This is a genomic window from Syntrophomonas zehnderi OL-4, from assembly GCF_000983115.1.
Taxonomy (GTDB): Bacteria; Bacillota; Syntrophomonadia; order Syntrophomonadales; family Syntrophomonadaceae; genus Syntrophomonas_B; species Syntrophomonas_B zehnderi.
This window is the reverse complement of sequence record NZ_CGIH01000053.1, coordinates 31649-50310: the sequence shown is the minus strand read 5'-3', so window position 1 is coordinate 50310 and position 18662 is coordinate 31649. Positions and strand designations below refer to the sequence as shown.

At 44.9% G+C, this 18662-nt stretch carries 18 protein-coding genes; 12 read left to right on the top strand and 6 right to left on the bottom strand.

Annotated elements, in window-relative coordinates; genetic code table 11:
- Positions 1-202: hypothetical protein (locus AAV90_RS15305; protein WP_207642081.1), on the top strand; the 202-nt coding region annotated here is incomplete at its 5' end.
- Positions 203-398: 196 nt separating this feature from the next.
- On the opposite strand, the gene AAV90_RS13745 is transcribed toward AAV90_RS15305, so the two are convergent.
- The 5 genes from AAV90_RS13745 to AAV90_RS13725 all read right to left on the bottom strand — a co-directional run bounded on the left by AAV90_RS13745 (position 399) and on the right by AAV90_RS13725 (position 8188).
- Positions 399-1040 (bottom strand): rhomboid family intramembrane serine protease, encoded by a 642-nt coding sequence (locus tag AAV90_RS13745; RefSeq protein WP_046500160.1) that lies wholly within the window; start codon positions 1038-1040, stop codon positions 399-401.
- 21 nt (positions 1041-1061) lie between these two features.
- Positions 1062-2837, bottom strand: a complete 1776-nt coding sequence (locus AAV90_RS13740) for a hypothetical protein (protein WP_207642080.1) — start codon at positions 2835-2837, stop codon at positions 1062-1064.
- An 81-nt stretch (positions 2838-2918) separates the two neighbouring features.
- Positions 2919-3725 (bottom strand): sulfite exporter TauE/SafE family protein, encoded by an 807-nt coding sequence (locus AAV90_RS13735; RefSeq protein ID WP_046500155.1) that lies wholly within the window; start codon positions 3723-3725, stop codon positions 2919-2921.
- A gap of 101 nt (positions 3726-3826) precedes the next feature.
- Complete coding sequence (locus AAV90_RS13730; protein ID WP_052729821.1) at positions 3827-6445, bottom strand: FAD-dependent oxidoreductase; 2619 nt, start codon at positions 6443-6445, stop codon at positions 3827-3829.
- Between the two features lie 147 nt (positions 6446-6592).
- The gene (locus tag AAV90_RS13725; protein ID WP_046500152.1) at positions 6593-8188 is read right to left on the bottom strand and encodes an aldehyde dehydrogenase family protein; all 1596 of its coding nucleotides are present in this window, start codon (positions 8186-8188) and stop codon (positions 6593-6595) included.
- A 493-nt stretch (positions 8189-8681) separates the two neighbouring features.
- Here AAV90_RS13725 and AAV90_RS13720 point away from each other — a divergent pair, with 493 nt between their 5' ends.
- From AAV90_RS13720 to AAV90_RS15770, 8 genes are all read left to right on the top strand, one after another.
- Complete coding sequence (locus tag AAV90_RS13720; RefSeq protein ID WP_046500150.1) at positions 8682-9125, top strand: NADH-quinone oxidoreductase subunit NuoE family protein; 444 nt, start codon at positions 8682-8684, stop codon at positions 9123-9125.
- A gap of 48 nt (positions 9126-9173) precedes the next feature.
- Entirely contained in the window at positions 9174-10397 is a 1224-nt protein-coding gene (gene nuoF, locus AAV90_RS13715) for an NADH-quinone oxidoreductase subunit NuoF (RefSeq protein ID WP_046500148.1), read from the top strand.
- Positions 10398-10421: 24 nt separating this feature from the next.
- Positions 10422-12146, top strand: a complete 1725-nt coding sequence (locus AAV90_RS13710) for an NADH-dependent [FeFe] hydrogenase, group A6 (protein WP_046500146.1) — start codon at positions 10422-10424, stop codon at positions 12144-12146.
- Between the two features lie 257 nt (positions 12147-12403).
- Positions 12404-12649: a TM1266 family iron-only hydrogenase system putative regulator gene (locus AAV90_RS13705; RefSeq protein ID WP_046500144.1), complete on the top strand. Its 246-nt coding sequence runs from the start codon at positions 12404-12406 to the stop codon at positions 12647-12649.
- Between the two features lie 158 nt (positions 12650-12807).
- Positions 12808-14271, top strand: coding sequence for a [FeFe] hydrogenase H-cluster radical SAM maturase HydG (gene hydG / locus AAV90_RS13700; protein ID WP_046500142.1), 1464 nt, complete (start codon positions 12808-12810; stop codon positions 14269-14271).
- 51 nt (positions 14272-14322) lie between these two features.
- Positions 14323-14631, top strand: coding sequence for a hypothetical protein (locus tag AAV90_RS13695; RefSeq protein ID WP_046500140.1), 309 nt, complete (start codon positions 14323-14325; stop codon positions 14629-14631).
- Complete coding sequence (hydE, locus tag AAV90_RS13690) at positions 14612-15697, top strand: [FeFe] hydrogenase H-cluster radical SAM maturase HydE (protein WP_046500138.1); 1086 nt, start codon at positions 14612-14614, stop codon at positions 15695-15697. Before AAV90_RS13695 ends, hydE begins: the two co-directional genes overlap by 20 nt.
- Complete coding sequence (locus tag AAV90_RS15770; protein ID WP_423229780.1) at positions 15610-15822, top strand: hypothetical protein; 213 nt, start codon at positions 15610-15612, stop codon at positions 15820-15822. Before hydE ends, AAV90_RS15770 begins: the two co-directional genes overlap by 88 nt.
- Here the strand turns inward: AAV90_RS15770 and AAV90_RS13685 are convergent.
- Complete coding sequence (locus AAV90_RS13685) at positions 15767-15973, bottom strand: hypothetical protein (protein ID WP_046500136.1); 207 nt, start codon at positions 15971-15973, stop codon at positions 15767-15769. The two genes, AAV90_RS15770 and AAV90_RS13685, sit on opposite strands and share 56 nt — an antisense overlap.
- A 324-nt stretch (positions 15974-16297) precedes the next feature.
- Between AAV90_RS13685 and AAV90_RS13680 the strand changes: the two genes are divergently transcribed.
- The 3 genes from AAV90_RS13680 to AAV90_RS13670 are packed head-to-tail and all read left to right on the top strand — an operon-like array spanning position 16298 to position 18626.
- On the top strand, positions 16298-17161 hold the full coding sequence (locus AAV90_RS13680; protein WP_046500134.1) for an ABC transporter substrate-binding protein: 864 nt from the start codon (positions 16298-16300) through the stop codon (positions 17159-17161).
- Positions 17162-17200: 39 nt separating this feature from the next.
- The gene (locus tag AAV90_RS13675; protein WP_046500132.1) at positions 17201-17920 is read left to right on the top strand and encodes an ABC transporter permease; all 720 of its coding nucleotides are present in this window, start codon (positions 17201-17203) and stop codon (positions 17918-17920) included.
- Positions 17895-18626 carry an ABC transporter ATP-binding protein gene (locus AAV90_RS13670; RefSeq protein WP_046500130.1) on the top strand — a complete coding sequence of 244 codons (732 nt, stop codon included), beginning with the start codon at positions 17895-17897 and terminating at the stop codon, positions 18624-18626. Before AAV90_RS13675 ends, AAV90_RS13670 begins: the two co-directional genes overlap by 26 nt.
- The last annotated feature ends 36 nt before the right edge of the window (positions 18627-18662 follow it).

Here is an 18662-nt window from a genome sequence, read left to right as displayed (position 1 = left end):
AGCATCAGTAGTCCCCGCAGGGGGCAGCCTTAATAGCGACCGTAAGGGAGCATCAGTAGTCCCCGCAGGGGGCAGCCTTAATAGCGACCGTAAGGGAGCATCAGTAGTCCCCGCAGGGGGCAGCCTTAATAGCGACCGTAAGGGAGCATCAGTAGTCCCCGCAGGGGGCAACTTTAATTATGAACGAAGTTCATATCAGTAGTACCCGCAGGGTGCAACTTTAATAGCGACCGTAAGGGAGCATCAGTAGTCCCCGCAGGGTGCAGCCTTAATAGCGACCATTATGAGGGGCGCCAGTTGTCTTTGTAGGGAAAATTCTTTATCAACAGCATCATCGCATAGGCATGAAAACCCGGTTGAACTTATAGGGAACGACCTCGGTCGTTGCGAATCAGTCTTTAATAATAATTTTGGCGGGGCTCCTTGAGGAAAAAGCGGTAGAGGATCATTCCGGCGATGAAACCGCCTATATGGGCCCAGAATGCTACTTGACCTCCGCTTTGGAACAAGCCTGCCGAAAGCTGAGACAGTGCCCAAATGCCTAGATAAATCCAGGCCGGGAGATTAAAGAGAAAAAACGGCGGGACAAAAGTTAAGACACTGGCGTGTTTAAACATCAAAAAATATGCCCCCATTATACCGGCCACCGCACCCGAGGCCCCCACAACCGGCAACTGTGAAAATGGATCGGCAAAATAGTGACTTAGGCCAGCTAAAAAACCACAAATCAGATAGAAGAGCAAAAAACGGCCTTTGCCCATTTTATCCTCGACATTATCACCAAAAAGCCACAGGATCCACATGTTGCCGATAACATGCAGCCAACTGCCATGCAAAAATGTAGAGGTAATAAATGGCAGGAATCCGAAAAGATTGTCCTGAACATGGGCCGGTACCAGGCCGAATGTGTAGACAAGCTGGCTCATTCGCTCAGGGCCCAGGGAGACCTGGTGATAAAACAACCAGGTATTTATAATAATCAGGGTAAGCGTAACCAGTGGAAAGGAATTACTGGGCGTACTGTCACGCAGTGGTATCATTATTTGATCTCCATTACACGATTATATAAGTTTATTTTTAACTATTCCTCTCAAGTTTAGACTGGCTAATATGTCGATGCTTTTATAGGCCGCATAACGAATGTATTCGACATCTTCAGCCTTTTCTAGCGGCAAGGGCAGGCTTTGTAGAGGATGGACATATTTGTTTCTTAAACTGTATATAAAAAGCAACAACCCGATCAAAAGCATACCATCCCGGCCAATTTCCTGACCGCCTACTGCGGCAGCAAACATCATCCAGGCAGCATCATTAATATTTTCCGGTTTTTGCCGAATATGCGGGCTGTTGCAAAATGACACCCAAGCCAACGGATAAACATCGTCCAAATAAGGTATTAACTCCGGCTTGGTATTTTCCAGTTCCTGTATAACCCGTTCCCATACCTGGGCATGCTCCGCTTGCCGTTGACGGTCTTTGATAAAGCGGCGTTCGTTTATGCCGGTTTCACTGAAACGCAAGGCCGCACTGGCCATTATTTCCACCGGCCGTATGAACTGCAGCAAAGAATAAACATTGTCGTTAATAATATTCTGCATATTTTCTGTTTCAGAGACCTGGTAAATCGTTTCGGCGTCCAGGCAGGCCTTATATACCAAGGATAAATCCGCCCGGCTAGCCATGCCGGAATAATGGGTTATATTATCTTCCAGTAAGTTGATGATATAATCGGTAACCTCATCATTTACATTAGCCAACACCTGATCTTTGATCATATACAGCTTAGTCTGAATATCCTGCCAGCGTTTTTCTATTAGTATGTCCTGCCAGGCCAAAGTTAGTAAATAATTGTTGGCCTGCTCCTTTAATTCCATTATTATATCATAAGAATCTTTTAATCTCCGACTGGTGGGAACATCTTGACGGCATTCACTCATTATATTCTCGATTAACCCACCGATATCGCTAAAAATATTCCTGAGCTGCAGGGCACCCTTTTGCATTTTTCCGACAATGTCGGCCGACATGTTTTCCAGATCCTTGATAGTTGAATCCTTGAAATGCGCCAACCGCGTCTCAATAGATTTTTCGATAACGACTGAAAACTGTTCTCCCAGTTTGTCAATATTTAAATACTCAATTATATCAATACCATCTTCTGTGTCCTTGATATGTTGAATTAATAACTTTTCCACATATTCATAAAAAATCTCTTTTTCCTTGCTCATTCCTATTTCCAGTTCCCTGGTTTTACCCTGCAAGTGTTTTTCAAGGTCAGCCTGTTTTTTATCTTTGAACTGGTCGATATCATCAATTAGCTGCATTAACTGATCCAGCTTTTCCTGCAGTTTCCTGGCATTTTCCAACCGGGTGTTGCCGTTTAAGTTTTCAGTTATATTGATGACTGTTTTGGTTTCAGTTATACCTTGCTCCAGGCCAGCCAGGTAGATCTGATTGTTTTCCCATAGCCAGCCTAATCCTTTCGTGAAATCCTGTTCAATGTTTTCTAATATCGGTTCTGTGATGCGGTTTATCTCATTGACAAACACCTCATCGCAAAAAGGCCTTATTCTCTCCATTAATTCCGCAGCTTGGGAGATAATCTCCTCAGAAAGATCCTTATCGGCAGTAATCTGGTTAACTAACCATTTTAAATATAGAATTCCTGCCACAGAGATAAACAAAGCCAATATTAAGTAACTAATTGCAAAGCCTTTAGCAAAAGTAATGAAAAAGAATATATTAATTATTACCAGTACCCATAATGCCATCCATAAGGAAAGATTCCTGACCAAGCTCTTTTCAAATTTTTCTGATTCGATAAAAATAATTGCCACCTCAGATCGAAGATGATATCTATACTTATAATCATCGTTAAATACAGTTTTTCCTTAAGTTTTATATTATTTTGTCCGGTCTTAAAAAACCCTTGTTAAGGCATTAAAAACAGGGTAAATATACTGCAGGGACAATGAAATAAATAAAAATGATAAAACCAATTTGAGCAGGGTAGAATTAATACGTGAGGAAAAATACACCCCTACCTGGGCACCTAACGCGGTACCCAAACCCAGGATGATTCCAGCCGGCAGGTTAACATAACCTTGCCATAATTTAATCAGGCCACCGCCTAAAGATACCGGTAGCATAGCCAGCATTGAACTGCCTACCGCCACCTGAGGAGATACCGCACAGATAAACATTATTCCGGGAGTAATAATAAATCCGCCTCCGATTCCCAGCAAGCCGGACAATGTACCGCTAAAAAAACCCAGTGCCAGGAGTGCGCCTGTCGGTTCTTTATGGGCATAACCAATATTATTATCCGGACAAGGCAGGTTTTTTTGGCTCCACTCCTGCCAAACCTCGCGCCCCAAACGATATGCGACCCAGAAAAAAAGAATTCCCAACACCGCTTTTAGTATGTCAATACTAGTGCTTAAATACGCTTTAAACACATAAGAACCCAGGATCACCCCAAGTAGTCCGCTCGTACCGACTAAGACGGCACTTTTCATTTGAACATGTCCCGCTTGGTAGTGCCCTATGGCAGCCGAAAGAGATGTAAATATCACCGCAAAAAGCGTTGTCCCCACCGCTATTAATACGTTAAATCCCAAAATAAGCTGAACAGCCGGCAGCATAATTATACCTCCGCCCAGACCTACCATGGAACCAAGGATGCCTGCCAGCAGACCGATCGCCAATAGTATTAGATAAGCCATTTATTATTGCTCCTAAAATCTCTCCCCATAAATACAATATACCCGGCAGGATAAACATATTCCTGCCGGGCAGCAACATTTACATTATTTTTTTTAAATTTCTAATCCAAGGGCACAAATTTATCCTTGGGAGCTCCGCAAACCGGACACTCATCGGGCGGTTCGGGGCCTTCATGAATATATCCGCAGACCAGGCATTTCCACTTGGTGGCTCTTTTCTTGCCGCTGCTGTCACGGCCTAGATTACGGAACGCTTCGCTGGTATTGACCTTGGGCGCGATGATGATTTCTCCAATCATAACCCCGTCTTTCATATAGGTCTTTTTATAAAAATCCTCCACTGGATCCCACACTTCAATAACCCGACATTCTTCCGGAGGTTGATTAACATCCCCAATGGAGAAGATTTCGTGATCAAAAGCAACCAGCATCGTAGAGAGAATCGGCTCCTTGTACTCCAGCCAATCACCGGCCGCATTGGCTCCAGCCACATTACCCATATCGTTGGATACTGACCATAGACCAATCAGCCGATCACCCACCTGGGCCACATCACCAGCCGCATAAATATCGGTAACACTGGTGCGCATACTTTCATCTACTACGATACCCCGATCCACATTTAAACCAGCCGCCTGGGCCAGTTCTACATTTGGTTTTACCCCGGTTGACAACAGTACCAGATCGGCTGCCAGTGACTGTCCATCGCTCAACCTGACTCCGCTGACCTGTCCGTCCCCGGTGATTTCCTCCGTACTTGCACCCAGGTATAACTTAATACCCCGGTCAGTCATCATTTTTTGCAGACGTAATGAAGCTGCTTCATCCAGCTGTCGGGGCATGAGACGTTGGTTATGTTCTATTACTGAAACCTCTACCCCCAAGGTCAGCATTTCCCATACGGCTTCCAGACCCAAGATTCCTCCGCCGATAACCACGGCTTTTGAGGCTGATTTAATAGCCTTTTTCAAAAGTTGGGCATCCTCAAAGTTTCTCAGGGTATATACCCCTTGTTGGTCTACACCTTTAAAAGGCGGCACGTTGCTGCGCGCACCGGTGGCCAGGATTAATTTGTCGTAACCAACGTGTTCGCCGTTTGCAAGTATGATTTCCCGTGCCTTTGTGTCCAGGGAATCAACCCGGCAGTTGGTTTTAACTTCTACCCGGTTTTCCTGATACCAGGATTCTTCAAAAACGTAAAACTTTTGATCAGTAAGATCTTCACTTAGGTAATCCGACAGTGCCGGTCGATAATAAGGTTTTACAGCTTCTTCAGTATACATGGTAATAGTGGCCGTAGCATTTCGTTTGCGGATGGCAGCAGCCGTTGAGAGTGCTGCGATGCCGCCGCCTACAATCAAAAACTTTTCCTGGGTATCGTTGGCAAATTCGTCCTCCAGCTTTTCTTCCACGAAGTTTTCCGCCCCAACCCCACAGGCAGGACATACGTCTGGCGGCTCCGCACCTTCAAATACCTGTCCACAGACGAGACAACGCCATTTCTTTTTGGATTCGGGCTGTTTCTTGGCCAAGACCTCCTTGCCAAAATCCATTCCAAAAGTGAAAGCCTCTTCCAAGTTAGCTTCAGAAGGCCTAAAATTAATCCTTAATCCTGGCAACACCCGCATACGCAGAGCATTCAAACGCGCTTCAATATTGGGTACCGCTTCTCCGCTCCATCCATATGCGCCAAAAGCCGCCCCTACCATATCCGCATGACTGATTGGAGACAACCGGGTTAGAAGATCCCAAATCGGCGGCAGGGTATCACCGTTGATGGTCGGCGAACCCAGCAGCAGGCCATCGGCATTGTTCAATTCGTTAAACACCTCATCCACCGGGGTATAGACCAGATCATATTTCTGGATATTAAAGTCAGCTACCATTTCCAGACCTTCTACGATACTATTGGCAATCATTTCGGTATAACCGTAGGCACTAACATAAGCTACCACGACTTTGGGGCGCTGATCATCACCTGCAACGGGTGGGGTAGCCCACTGGCGGTAAAGATCAGTATAATAAGAAAGATTTTCGCGCAGTACCGGACCATGCCCGGGACAAATAATATCGATGTCCAAATCCTTGATTTTGTCCAATGCTTCCAGTACGTAAGGTTTGAAAGGCCCCATGATCATGTCGAAATAATATTTATATGCATCAGTAAAGTCTTTGTCGATCTGATCGTTAAAAACCCGCGAGTCGGCATAATGACTGCCAAAGGAATCGCAAGTAAATAGGATCTGATCCTCCTTAAGATAAGTATACATGGTATCAGGCCAATGCAGGAAAGGAGCACTGATAAACTGAAGAGTCTTGCCACCCAGTTGTATTTCGTCACCATGGTTTAATTCGCGGGATGCAAACTTCTTGTTGGTAATCTCCTTTAAGAACTTCAAAGCGGTAACGCTGCCCATGACGGTCAGACCTGGTATTTTGGCCAGCAGTTTTTCAACTGAACCGGCATGATCCGGTTCGGTATGGTTCATAATCAGATAATCTATATCTTCCAGTTTGACTATTTGCTGCAGGTCCTCTATATACTCATCGAAAAACTTGTCCTTGACAGTTTCAATCAGGCAGGTCTTGTCACTGCCTTTTATAAGGTAGGCATTATAGCTCGTACCATATTCAGTTTCCATTACAATATCAAATATCCTGAGGTTAGGATCCTGAACGCCAACATAGTAAACATTTTGTTTAATCTCTAACGCTTTCATAAACAAACCTCCTTCTGTCTTTATATGATAATTATCATACCATACCTGTTATATTTTTTAACCCCTAACCCAAGCAAAATCCGCGTTATTTGACGATACCGCGCCAAAGATTTTTAGGGCGTGGTTTGGCGCCAATCCGAAAAAAGTTTATCGATGCAGGAATTTACAGTTGTCGGCTGCAAGTATTTTGTTGAACAGTTCCTTACCGTGCTCATTGGCTACAACCAGAGAACGAATAGAAAAAGCACGCAGGGCATCGACTATCGACAGGGTTCCTTCCGCTGAGTCCTTACGCCCGGTAAAGGGCAATTCATCCGGCCCTCTGCGACACTGGGCATTTAAATTAACACGGGAAACCTGATGCGCCAGTATATCAATCAACGGCGCGGCCATTTGCGCAGAATTTGTAAATATACTGGCCTGCTGACCAAACTGACATTCAGCAAGATATACAGCAATATCATCCAAGGAACGAAAAGAACTAACCGGAATAACTGGGCCAAACTGTTCCACATGATAGATATCCATTTCCCTGGTTACCGGAAATAGGATGCTGGGATAAAAAAGATTGCCGGCATATTCGCCTCCTCCCGGGTTAACTGTTTTTGCACCGTGTTCCTCGGCTTGATAAATCCAGTGCAGCAGACGTTCACATTTTCCCTCTTCAGCCAGCGGCGTTAGCAGGACATCTTGATCCCAGGGCATTCCGTACTTAATTTTGGCAACCGCTTGACTCAAAGCATCCAGGAAACGTTCGCATATTTCCTCATGTACCCAGATATGCTTTAATGATGTACAGCGCTGTCCGTTAAATTCTAAAGCCCCTTGCAGACATTCCTGTACCGTAAGTTCCAAATCACAGTCAGGAAAAACAAAGGCTGGATTTTTGGCCTCCAGACCCAAAATGGTTCGCAGCCGGTTATTGTATGGATGATCCGCTATAATTTTGTTGGCAACCGCTGTTGTGCCGATAAAGCCCAGCACATTAATGGAACCGCGCTCAACGATGGGAGGGATGATTTTGCTACCTTCCCCATTAATAATATTTACTACCCCGGGCGGGAAGCTGTCGGCCAGCAAATCCAGGAAGGGATCAAGGCACAAGCAACCCCAGGAAGGCAATTTCATGACCACCGTGTTGCCCATTATTAGAGCGGGTATAAACATAGCGAAAGCTTCATTAAGCGGATAATTAAAAGGCCCCATTAGTAAAACCGGCCCTAGTGGACTACGCCGTATCTGCGCTGCAAACCCTTCGATCTGATGAATTTTAGCTGCATTTTTGTCTAGCTCGCGCAGGTGTATGATCGTCTCCTCCATATATTTAAGGGTCCGCTGAAACTCATCTTTTGAGGACTGGTATGGCTTGGCAATTTCCCACATAACCTGGCAAATAAAACCTTCCTGCAAATCCTGCATACGTAATGCAAATTCCTCCACGCAATGAATGCGTTCCTTAATGGTCATTTGCGGCCAGACACCCCATCCATAATCATAGGCTAGCTCTGCAGCCTTGATTGCATCCAAAGCTTGACTTGGATCGAGCCAAGGAGTGTAACCAAGCCGATAATTTTTAATCACGGCGGACTCACGGTATTGGATGGGAGAATAGACTTCTTTCCCGGGGGCGGGTATTATCTTGCCATTAATTAGGCAGCGGGCTTCATTGCGGCAGGTAATCTGAAACTGCCTCGGTATGGATTCCATTGACGGATACAGGAGATTTTTTTCAATAACCGACATACTTAAAGCTCCTTCTGATTAATAATTTAGCTAGTTACAAATTAAAACATCAATAAATATAACCTTACTAAAACTATATTATTTTCCCTTTTTATCCATATTACTAAAACTAAAACTAAAACTAAATAAATGACATATAAGCAATTATGTGTTATTTTTAGTTTAGTTTTTTCTATACTAAATGGCAAAATAGAAAGAGAATTTATTTACTTATTATTCCATTTTATTATGGCGTTTTTATTACCGCGCATTAAAAATATTAAAAGTATGCTGTTGGAATGCTGCTAAATATGGCTGAATCCCTACTTAAGGATAATCTTTACATAATTATTTTTGCTACTATTCTTTGCAATTTAGGGCCGAAAAATTACTAGGGTTATTTTTTATCTTCAACCCAATCTTGCTGTTCGACATAGTTTTTAGTCATTCGACAAGCAACTTAATATAGTATTTGTATAGTTGAGAGTATATTAAGGAAAGGAGGAGAAGATTAATGGATTACAAAAACATTATAGCCAAATTTGCTGACGTACCCGGTGGAATGATTGAGGCTTTCCATGCGATTCAGGATGAGTTTTCTTACCTGCCAGAGGAAGCCATAATCGAAGCAGCCAAGGTATTTGGCGTACCGGCAGCCGATGCTTACGGCGTAGCTACTTTTTATTCTTATTTTTCTGTAAAATCCCGGGGCAAAAACATAATCCGGATTTGTGAAAGTGCTCCTTGTCACATAGCCGGAGCCGATGAAGTAGTTGCTGCTCTGGAAAGGGAACTGGGTATTACCATGGGCAACAGCACCGCTGATGGCCGCTTCGCTCTGGAATTTGCTCAATGTGTAGGACAATGCCAGGCAACACCGGTTATTACGGTAAACAGCAAACCGTATTTTGATGTTACTCCCGCCAAGGTTGTCGAAATCATTGCGGAGTACAAATAGGCCTAATTCCCGATATATACGGGAATTGTCAGGAAAGGAGGAAATATAATGGCCGAGGAAATGCGCATCGTATTGCGTAATTATGGAAAAATCGATCCACTTAAAATAGACGATTATATCTCTCTCGGTGGGTACAATGCACTTAAGAAAGCCTGCGCTACTGATAAAACGGCTTTAATTGACGACATCAAGAAGTCAAATCTCAGAGGCCGCGGTGGAGCAGGTTTTAACTGTGGAATGAAATGGTCTTTTGCAGCCATGGCACAAGCCGACCAGAAATATGTGGTTTGCAATGCTGATGAGGGCGAGCCTGGTACATATAAAGATCGCCTCATCATGGAAAATGATCCCCAGACCCTGCTTGAAGGTATGGCTATCTGTGCTTATGCTATTGGAGCCACTAAAGGTTATATTTATTGCCGGGGTGAATATCCTCAGGTAGTGAAGATCTTGAATACCGCTATTGCTCAGGCCAAGGAAAAGGGCGTTTTAGGTGATTTCGACATAGAAGTCCGTATGGGGGCCGGAGCTTATGTATGCGGTGAAGAAACGGCTTTGATTGAATCCCTGGAGGGCAACCGGGGTGAACCGCGTTACAAACCCCCCTATCCGCCTGCCCAGGGTTTATGGCAAAAACCAACCATTGTCAATAATGTTGAAACCTTTGCAGCCATCCCTGTAATCGTGGAAAAAGGCGGGGAATGGTTTGCTTCCATTGGAGCTCCATCTTATCCTGGAACTAAGGTTTTAACTCTTACCGGCGATATCAACAATCGCACTTTCTTTGAAGTGCCGACGAACACCACCATTCGTGAGGTTATTTATAAACTTGGCGGCGGTATCCCTTCCGGCAAAAAATTTAAAGCGGTCCAAATTGGCGGTACTTCAGGCGCTTTCATTCCGGAAAGCCAACTGGATACACCCATTGCATTTGACGCTATGACAGCTATCGATGCTGCTCTGGGTTCCGGAGCCGTATTTGTCCTGGATGAAACTCGCGACCTGGTTGATGTAACGACCCAGATCGCCAAATTTTTCGAACATGAATCCTGCGGTAAATGCGCACCTTGCAGGGAAGGCACCATGCGTATGTTTGATCTGATGGAAAAGATAAATGATGGTGAAGGATCGGCTCAGGACGTGGCACTTCTAAACAAACTGGGACGGGTAATGTCATATTCATGTCTCTGCGGTTTAGGGCAGGCTGCTCCGGCTCCGGTTTTAAGCACCATTAAACATTTTCCCGCCGACTATAATGCTAAATTCGCGTAGGAAAGAGCAAAAGGAGTGAAAATTATGGTTAACGTAACAATTGACGGAATCAAAGTTTCCGTACCTAATGGCTCTACCATCCTGCAGGCAGCAAAAGAAGTCGGTATAAAGGTTCCTACCCTTTGTTATCATCCCGACCAGGCAGTAAAAGCGAATTGCCGGGTATGTGTATGTGAAGTTGAAGGAAACCGTCTTCTTCAAGCCGCTTGTTCCCAACCTGTGTTTGAAGGCATGGTAGTTAAGACTAAAACCCCAAAAGTAATCGAAGCCAGAAAAACTATATTAGAACTTATATTATCTCATCATCCCCAGGATTGTTTAAATTGTATCCGCAACGGCAACTGTGAACTGCAGGATCTGTCCGCCGAATATATTATTCGGGACAATCCCTTTGAATTAAAGGTTAGAGGGCTGGAAAAAGACCTCTCCACACCCGCAATCTTCAGGGATCCTGATAAGTGTGTACTCTGTCGCCGCTGCATTGACGCTTGTACCGTTATTCAATCCGTTAGCGCCCTAGGTGTTGAAAAGCGCGGCTGTGAATCCATGGTTGTACCGACTATGGGCGGCAATTTGATAGATAGCCCCTGCGTAATGTGCGGACAATGTGTTCATGCCTGTCCGGTAGGTGCTATCGGTGAAATAGAGGATATTGATAAACTTATGGCAGCTATTGCCGATCCCGATACGATAGTGGTAACCCAGATAGCTCCTGCCGTCAGGCTGGCATTAGGCGAAGAAATTGGTATGGCTACCGGTGATCTGCCTATGGAAGTATTCGTAGCCGGCTTGCGTCACCTTGGTTTTGATTATGTTCTGCATACCAACTTTACCGCTGACTTAACCATTTTAGAGGAAGGCAACGAACTTCTGCAGCGCCTTACCACCGGCGGTACGCTGCCAATGTTTACTTCCTGCAGCCCGGGGTGGATTAATTTCTGCGAAACTTACTACCCTGACCTGCTCGATAACCTGTCTACCTGTAAGTCTCCCCAACAGATGTTTGGTTCGTTGGTTAAGACTTATTGGGCCGATAAAATGAACATTGAACCCCAGAAGGTTGTCTCGGTATCCATCATGCCCTGTACTGCCAAAAAATTTGAAGCAGCCCGCCCGGAAATGAACTCCAGCGGCTATCAGGATGTTGACATAGTTTTAACTACCCGTGAAATCGGCAAGCTGTTCCGGATGTCTGGTTTGGACTTCTCCAGGCTGGAACCTTCCCCGTTTGATTCCTGGATGGGGGCTTACACCGGTGCGGCTGTAATATTTGGTGCTACCGGCGGTGTTATGGAAGCAGCTTTGCGTACGGTCTATGAAGTTGTAACCAAAAAAGAGTTAACTGACGTCAACTTTACCTTCGCCCGTGGTTTCGAGGGCATCAAAGAAGCCGAAATCGACCTGGACGGAACTAAAGTCAAGGTCGCCATTGCTCACACCCTGTCAAACGCTAGAAAACTGATGGATCAGGTGCGGGCGGGCGAGTCCCCCTATCATTTCATTGAAATCATGGCCTGCCCTGGAGGCTGCATAGGCGGCGGCGGACAGCCCATTACCAAAGCTAATGTCAAGCGGATTGAACGCATTGGTGCAATTTATGATGAAGATGCCTCTTTGCCGCTTAGAAAATCGCATGACAATCCGGAAGTTAAAGTACTGTATGATGAGTTCCTGCATGAACCCCTGGGACACAAATCCCACGAACTTCTGCACACTCATTACCATGCCAAGAATAAAAAATGCTTGTAAGATAGAAAAACCTGCTTTATATTTAATAGTAAGAATAATAGTAAGAAAATCGGGAACCAGGCTGAGGCTGAATTCCAGGTTTAAATGAGATTAAACCCTGATAATAAGGTAATTACTTAATTAGAGGGGTCATCATATATATTGCTATATATTATGCTGACCGCTTACCTGACATGGGTAAGCTTTTATTTTGCAAAAAGCCCGCCCGACAAGTTCAAAATAGAAGGTTTTAACGATAGCTGAAAGGTTGTGGGACAATGGAAAAAAGGCTGGGGGTAATCGGAATTGTTATAGAAAACCGCCAGGTAGTACCGCAGGTAAATGCCATATTAAGTGATCATGCTGACATGATTATAGGCCGCATGGGATTACCCCATCAGGACAAAGACGTTTCCATCATTGCCCTGATTGTAGACGGTACAACTGACCAGGTGGGAGCCATGACCGGCAAACTAGGTAATCTTAAAAATGTAACCGTTAAAAGTGCTTTGACGAAAGCCTAATAACTGTAGCACTGCCCTGCAAATAAGGTTAATTCTAAGTTTAAGGGGTCAAGGTATAAAATCAGACCGGTTTTTTTTAAAAAATCTACCGAGCCTGCCTTGGCCGAATCAAGTTAAGAGGATGAAAATATCTAATTAATTTAGAGGAGGTATCATTAATGGAAACTGTATCGGTAAACGAATGGATCCGCAACGTTATTAAACCTGAACAGGTAGAAAAATACCTAAACAAAGGCCAGGATTTTCTGGATGAGAATCTTATCAAGCAAACACTTTTGGCCAACCAACAGCCCGATAAAGAGCGTATTCGGGAGATCATAGCCAAGTCAAAAGAATTGGTGCGCCTGGATCCGGACGAGACGGCAGCCCTCTTAAATTGTCAGGATGAAGAATTATGGCAGGAAATGTACGGCGCCGGACTGCAGATTAAACAGAATGTATATGGGAGGCGCATAGTAACTTTTGCTCCTTTGTATATCAGCAATTATTGTGTTAACAGCTGTGTCTATTGCGGATTCAGGACAGAAAATAAAGCCAGTCGGCGCAAGCAGCTGACCATGCCGGAGCTGGAAGAAGAAATCAGGGCTCTAGTAGCCAAGGGTCATAAACGCTTAATTATGGTCTATGGCGAACATCCCAGTTCCGATGTACACTACATTGCCGAAACCCTAAAAGTTGCTTACTCTACCAAGGAAGGGCACGGAGAAATCCGCCGGGCCAACGTCAATGCAGCTCCCCTGGCTGTCGAAGACCTGGAAATATTAAGGGACGTTGGGATCGGAACTTTCCAAGTCTTTCAGGAAACATACCATCACCAGACCTATCAAAAACTCCATCCCCGCGGATTAAAAGCCAACTACCTCTGGAGGCTGTATGCACTGCACCGAGCCATGGAAGCCGGGGTTGACGATGTGGGCATAGGGGCTCTCTTTGGTCTTTATGATTGGAAATTTGAAGTAATGGGGCTTCTGCTGCATACCATTGATCTGGAAGAGAAATTTGGCGGAGTCGGCCCTCATACCATTTCCTTTCCCCGTATGGAACCAGCGATTAATACTCCCTTTGCGGAAAAAAGTCCTTATATAGTTAATGATGACACTTTTAAAAAGCTGGTTACCGTCATTCGCCTTTCAGTCCCCTATACCGGCATGATTCTAACCGCCCGGGAGAGCGCCCGGGTCAGAAACGATGTCATCAACGTTGGCTGTACCCAGATCGATGCCGGCTCCAATATTGGCATCGGAGGCTATCAAGAAGACAGTTTAGCCTATGACAAGCAGCAGTTTATTCTGGGAGATAACCGCAGTCTGGACGAAGCGATACGAGATATGGCAAAAATGGGCTACATTACTTCCTTCTGCACGGCGGACTATCGCTGCGGCCGCACGGGTGGTTGCTTTATGGGTATAGCTAAAAAAGGTAAGATTCATAACCTGTGTATGCCCAATGCCATCCTTACCTTTAAGGAATACCTGCTGGACTATGCCAGTGATGAGACTCGCGCAGCGGCTGATTACCTGATCAATCAAGAGCTAGCGGCACTACCCAGTGATCAGGTGCGGGAAACCGTAATTAAAATGCTGGATCGAATCAATCAGGGCGAACGGGATCTATTTCTATAAAGGCATATGAGGCCAAAACCAAAGTAACGCGATACTTAGGAGGCATTGCTCATGAAAAAGAAACTCTTAGCACTGATAAACGAATACAACGGGAATCACGGGATGCTTACAGCTTGCCAAATGGCTATGCAGCAACTATATCCCCAGCTCAAACTGCGCTGGTCGCGCATATATGGCAGCCGTTGGGCTTTCCTGGAAGGCAATAGCGATGACTATGTCCCCTTAAATCCCACCCGAATAAGGATAAATAATGAATACGGACTTTGCATTGATAACGCCGATGTCATCACCGCTTCTGAACTCGAAGATATCAGTCAAAGCCTTAAGGAGTGCTTAGCCTATGAAGCCTGCCGCCGATAAAATAGCTGCCCTACTCCAAAGCCCTGAGGAAGAAGTCTTGATTAACCTGCTCAACCGTGCTCAGCAATGTCGCCGGGAAAATATCGGTAACACCGTATATCTTAGGGGGCTTATTGAGTTTTCCAATTACTGTGACTTAAACTGCCTATACTGTGGGCTGCGGAAAAACAATTACCAGATTAGTCGTTATCACTTAACCCTGGAGCAAGTTGTAGATATAGCCCGTCAGGCATACCAAAACGGGTTTCATTCTCTGGCCCTTCAGTCCGGGCAGGTAAACACATCGGCTGAATTCAGGTTTATCCTGGATGCTGTCAAAGCTATAAAGGATTTTAGCAGCCAGGAGGTAAACGGCAGCCTGGGTATTACGCTCAGTGTCGGTGAACTCAGTTATCAGCAGTATAAAACACTTTGGGAAGCTGGGGCACACCGTTATCTGTTGCGCATCGAGACTTCCGATCCTGTCCTTTTTAACAGGATTCATCCCTCTGGACAAAGGTTCTCAAAACGCCTGGAATGCCTTGATTCTCTTAAGGATATCGGTTACCAGGTAGGCACCGGAGTAATGATCGGATTGCCTGGCCAAACCTATGAGAGTTTAGCTGAAGATCTGCTCTTTTTTGAGGAACGTGACATCGATATGCTTGGCATGGGACCTTACATTATCCACCCCGGCACCCCCTTGGCGAAGATTGACGAATACTATATTAATGATCCTTATATTACTACCCTAAAAATGATGGCCCTAGCCAGATTGCTAATGCCGGATATAAACATGGTAGCCTCCACAGCTTTACAGACGATTCACCCCGCGGGACTCACTATGGGACTAAAAGCGGGAGCCAATATCGTTATGCCGGTTTTAACGCCGGGAGAAAACCGCAGTGACTATAGTATCTATGCCAATAAGGTATATAAAGATCTGCAAAAGATCAGTCAGGAAATTGAACAAAGCGGCAATAGATTAGCCCTCTGGCAGTGGGGGGACTCCCGCCATTACTATCGCCGTCTAAATCTGCCTTATCCGGATCAGTCCTCGCTTTTAAGCCACGAAGTGGCCGACTAAAAAATTTGGGGATTCCCATAACCAACTACGGTGTAGCCATATCCTATGTGCAAGGTTTATTAGAACGTGTTATTCGTCCTTTTCCTGAAATGCAGGATCTGGTTTTTCCTTCATACTCAATTTGAACTTGGCAACAATGTAATCATCAAAAAAGGTACCCACGCAAAAACCATTATCGGATTGGCAATAAAAATTTGCAATAAAAACGATTATCTGCTTGCCAGCAAAAGCTTTAGCTTCCGCTGGCAGGGAAAAAGAACCGTCCATCCTTATCACTTAATAACCTGTTTTTTTGAGCATGCTAAAGCATTTACGAGTTATTGGCATTAATATAGGTAAATTCTCAAAAGACCACTAATATTCTGACTAAATCAATAAAACAGGTCTAATTTGACACTATAATTAGTTTGTCGGATAATGAGACCATTGGATTCTATTAGGTAAGATTAATAACCTAGGGGGGAAATTCGCCTGGTTTGCCGCGAAACCATTGAACCTCCCCTAACAAAGGAGTTGATGCCGGAATTACACAAATCGTATTTCAGATAGTTACATAAGCGGGGAACCCAAGATTGCTCAAAAATTCAAGGAGGGATTGGAATGAACTTCAAAGGGAGAAGAATATCACTTGTCTTAACATTGTTGGTTGTATTTCTCATGACTGCTGTAGCGGGTTGCGGCAAGACTTCTGAACCTTCTAAGACGGAGACACCGCCGCCAGTTAAAGAGTTGAAACTTGCAACCACTACCAGTACGGAAGACTCTGGGTTATTGGACGTATTGCTACCCGAGTTTAAAAAGGACACCAACTATGAGGTAAAGGTAATTGCAGTCGGAACCGGTCAGGCTATTGAAATGGGCGAAGCCGGCGATGTTGATGTTATATTGGTTCACTCACGGGCAGCCGAGGACAAATTCGTTGCGGATGGATTTGGGGTGGATCGGCGTGACGTAATGTATAATGATTTTCTAATTATTGGACCAGAAGCAGATACGGCCAAGATTAAAGGCTCTGCTGATGCACTAGCGGCATTTAAGGCCATAGCAAATCAGCAGGCCGCATTTGTCTCCCGGGCTGATGATTCCGGCACTGATAAAAAAGAGAAAAAGATATGGGAAAGTGCTGGCATTAAGCCGTCCGGAGCCTGGTATATAGAAGCTGGACAGGGTATGGGCGATACTTTCCGTATGGCTGACGAGAAACAGGCTTATACTCTGATCGACAGAGCTACTTATCTGGCCCTGAAGGACAAGTACAATCTGAGCATTATGGTTGAAGGTGACAAGGTATTATTCAATCCTTATGGTGTTATCCCCCTGAATCCAGAAAAATTCCCCCAGGCTGACTACGCAGGAGCCACCAAATTTGCAGAATGGCTGACTTCTGAAAAAGGCCAGAAGATGATCGGAGAATTTGGAAAAGATAAATACGGTCAGTCTTTATTTATTCCTGATGCCAAATAAAAACACATTACCGGCAGGAATTAAAACAGGAGGACTGGCATGGAAATATTCGTGCAAGGAATCAAAGAAGGTGTTTGTTTAATCTGGCAACTGGATAAAGAAATCTTTCAGGTTACCGCGCTGTCCCTTCAGGTATCACTGACTGCCTTAATCCTGTCAGCTCTGATTGGGGTACCTGCTGGTGCTGCTTTGGCACTAAAAGATATTCCCGGCAAGAGATTTTTTTTAAATATCATCTATACACTTATGGGCCTGCCACCAGTACTGGCAGGCTTGTTTGTGTATTTATTGCTTACTTATCGGGGTCCCCTGGGCCAGTATCAGCTATTGTTTACCCCTACGGCTATGATAATAGCCCAGATATTACTGGCAGCTCCTATCATCTGCGGCCTGACAGCCCGCGCCGTAATGGCCTTGAATCAGGAAGTCTATGATACGGCAGTTACCCTGGGTGCTTCTCAACGCCAAGCCAGCCGAGCTATCATTCGCGAAGCCCGGATAGGTATAGTAGCGGCCCTGAGTACTGCCTTGGGTCGGGTTATTGCGGAAGTCGGAGCAGTTATGCTGGTAGGAGGCAATATCCGCTGGAGTACCCGGGTGTTAACTACCTCAATAGTACTGGAAACCCGCATGGGAAACTTCAGTACCGCTATTGCCATCGGCATTATCCTGCTGACTTTATCTTTTATTATCAATACGGCTATACTTATGCTGGAGAAGAGGTCTTTTAGTTATGACAACACCATTAAAATTACATAAAGTAATTAAACGCTATGGCGAACGTGTCGTTCTAGATGTCGATCAACTGGCTGTAAAAGGTGGCAAAATAACTACAGTAATAGGTCCAAATGGCTCCGGTAAAAGTACTTTGCTTAGAATTATGGCCTTATTACTGGTAAATGATGCAGGTTATTTGGAAGTGCTGGGCGAAACGGTCAAATGGCAAAAACAACAACTTTTAAGACTGCGCCGGCAAATGTCCATGGTTACGCAAACCTCCTTCATGTTTCAGGGTACGGTTGACTATAACGTTGCCTATGGGCTTGGAGTGCGCAAAATATCCGAAAAGGCAGTGCAAAACCGGGTAGCCGAAGCGCTGGAGATGGTAGGCATGTCGGCTTACCGCGCCGCTGACGCCCACACCTTATCAGGAGGTGAGCGCCAAAAAGTAGCTATTGCCAGAGCCGTAGCCATAAAGCCGCGGATTCTGTTCTTGGATGAACCTACCTCTAATATAGATATATCCAGTGCCGCTGAAATAGAAAAACAGATTAAAAACATTAATAAAGATCAAGATATCACAATTATCATGGTAACACACAACCTTTTCCAAGCGAAACGATTAGCTGATGAGGTTATCTTTATTCACGAAGGACATATAATCGAACAAGGAGGTCAGGATTTATTTACTAAACCCCAGGATCTGCGCACGGCTGCCTTTCTGCGGGGAGAAACCGTCTTTTAAAATTAAACGAGGCAGAACCGACGGCCCATTTATCTT

What these genes read in the sequence shown, in the direction of transcription:
- AAV90_RS13720 (WP_046500150.1), top strand. Translation starts at nt 8,682, where the DNA reads ATGGATTACAAAAACATTATAGCCAAATTTGCTGACGTACCCGGTGGA.
- AAV90_RS13730 (WP_052729821.1), bottom strand. Translation starts at nt 6,445, where the DNA reads ATGAAAGCGTTAGAGATTAAACAAAATGTTTACTATGTTGGCGTTCAG.
- nuoF (WP_046500148.1), top strand. Translation starts at nt 9,174, where the DNA reads ATGGCCGAGGAAATGCGCATCGTATTGCGTAATTATGGAAAAATCGAT.
- AAV90_RS13695 (WP_046500140.1), top strand. Translation starts at nt 14,323, where the DNA reads ATGAAAAAGAAACTCTTAGCACTGATAAACGAATACAACGGGAATCAC.
- AAV90_RS13675 (WP_046500132.1), top strand. Translation starts at nt 17,201, where the DNA reads ATGGAAATATTCGTGCAAGGAATCAAAGAAGGTGTTTGTTTAATCTGG.
- AAV90_RS13705 (WP_046500144.1), top strand. Translation starts at nt 12,404, where the DNA reads ATGGAAAAAAGGCTGGGGGTAATCGGAATTGTTATAGAAAACCGCCAG.
- AAV90_RS13745 (WP_046500160.1), bottom strand. Translation starts at nt 1,040, where the DNA reads ATGATACCACTGCGTGACAGTACGCCCAGTAATTCCTTTCCACTGGTT.
- AAV90_RS13735 (WP_046500155.1), bottom strand. Translation starts at nt 3,725, where the DNA reads ATGGCTTATCTAATACTATTGGCGATCGGTCTGCTGGCAGGCATCCTT.
- hydE (WP_046500138.1), top strand. Translation starts at nt 14,612, where the DNA reads ATGAAGCCTGCCGCCGATAAAATAGCTGCCCTACTCCAAAGCCCTGAG.
- AAV90_RS13710 (WP_046500146.1), top strand. Translation starts at nt 10,422, where the DNA reads ATGGTTAACGTAACAATTGACGGAATCAAAGTTTCCGTACCTAATGGC.
- AAV90_RS13725 (WP_046500152.1), bottom strand. Translation starts at nt 8,188, where the DNA reads ATGTCGGTTATTGAAAAAAATCTCCTGTATCCGTCAATGGAATCCATA.
- hydG (WP_046500142.1), top strand. Translation starts at nt 12,808, where the DNA reads ATGGAAACTGTATCGGTAAACGAATGGATCCGCAACGTTATTAAACCT.
- AAV90_RS13680 (WP_046500134.1), top strand. Translation starts at nt 16,298, where the DNA reads ATGAACTTCAAAGGGAGAAGAATATCACTTGTCTTAACATTGTTGGTT.
- AAV90_RS13670 (WP_046500130.1), top strand. Translation starts at nt 17,895, where the DNA reads ATGACAACACCATTAAAATTACATAAAGTAATTAAACGCTATGGCGAA.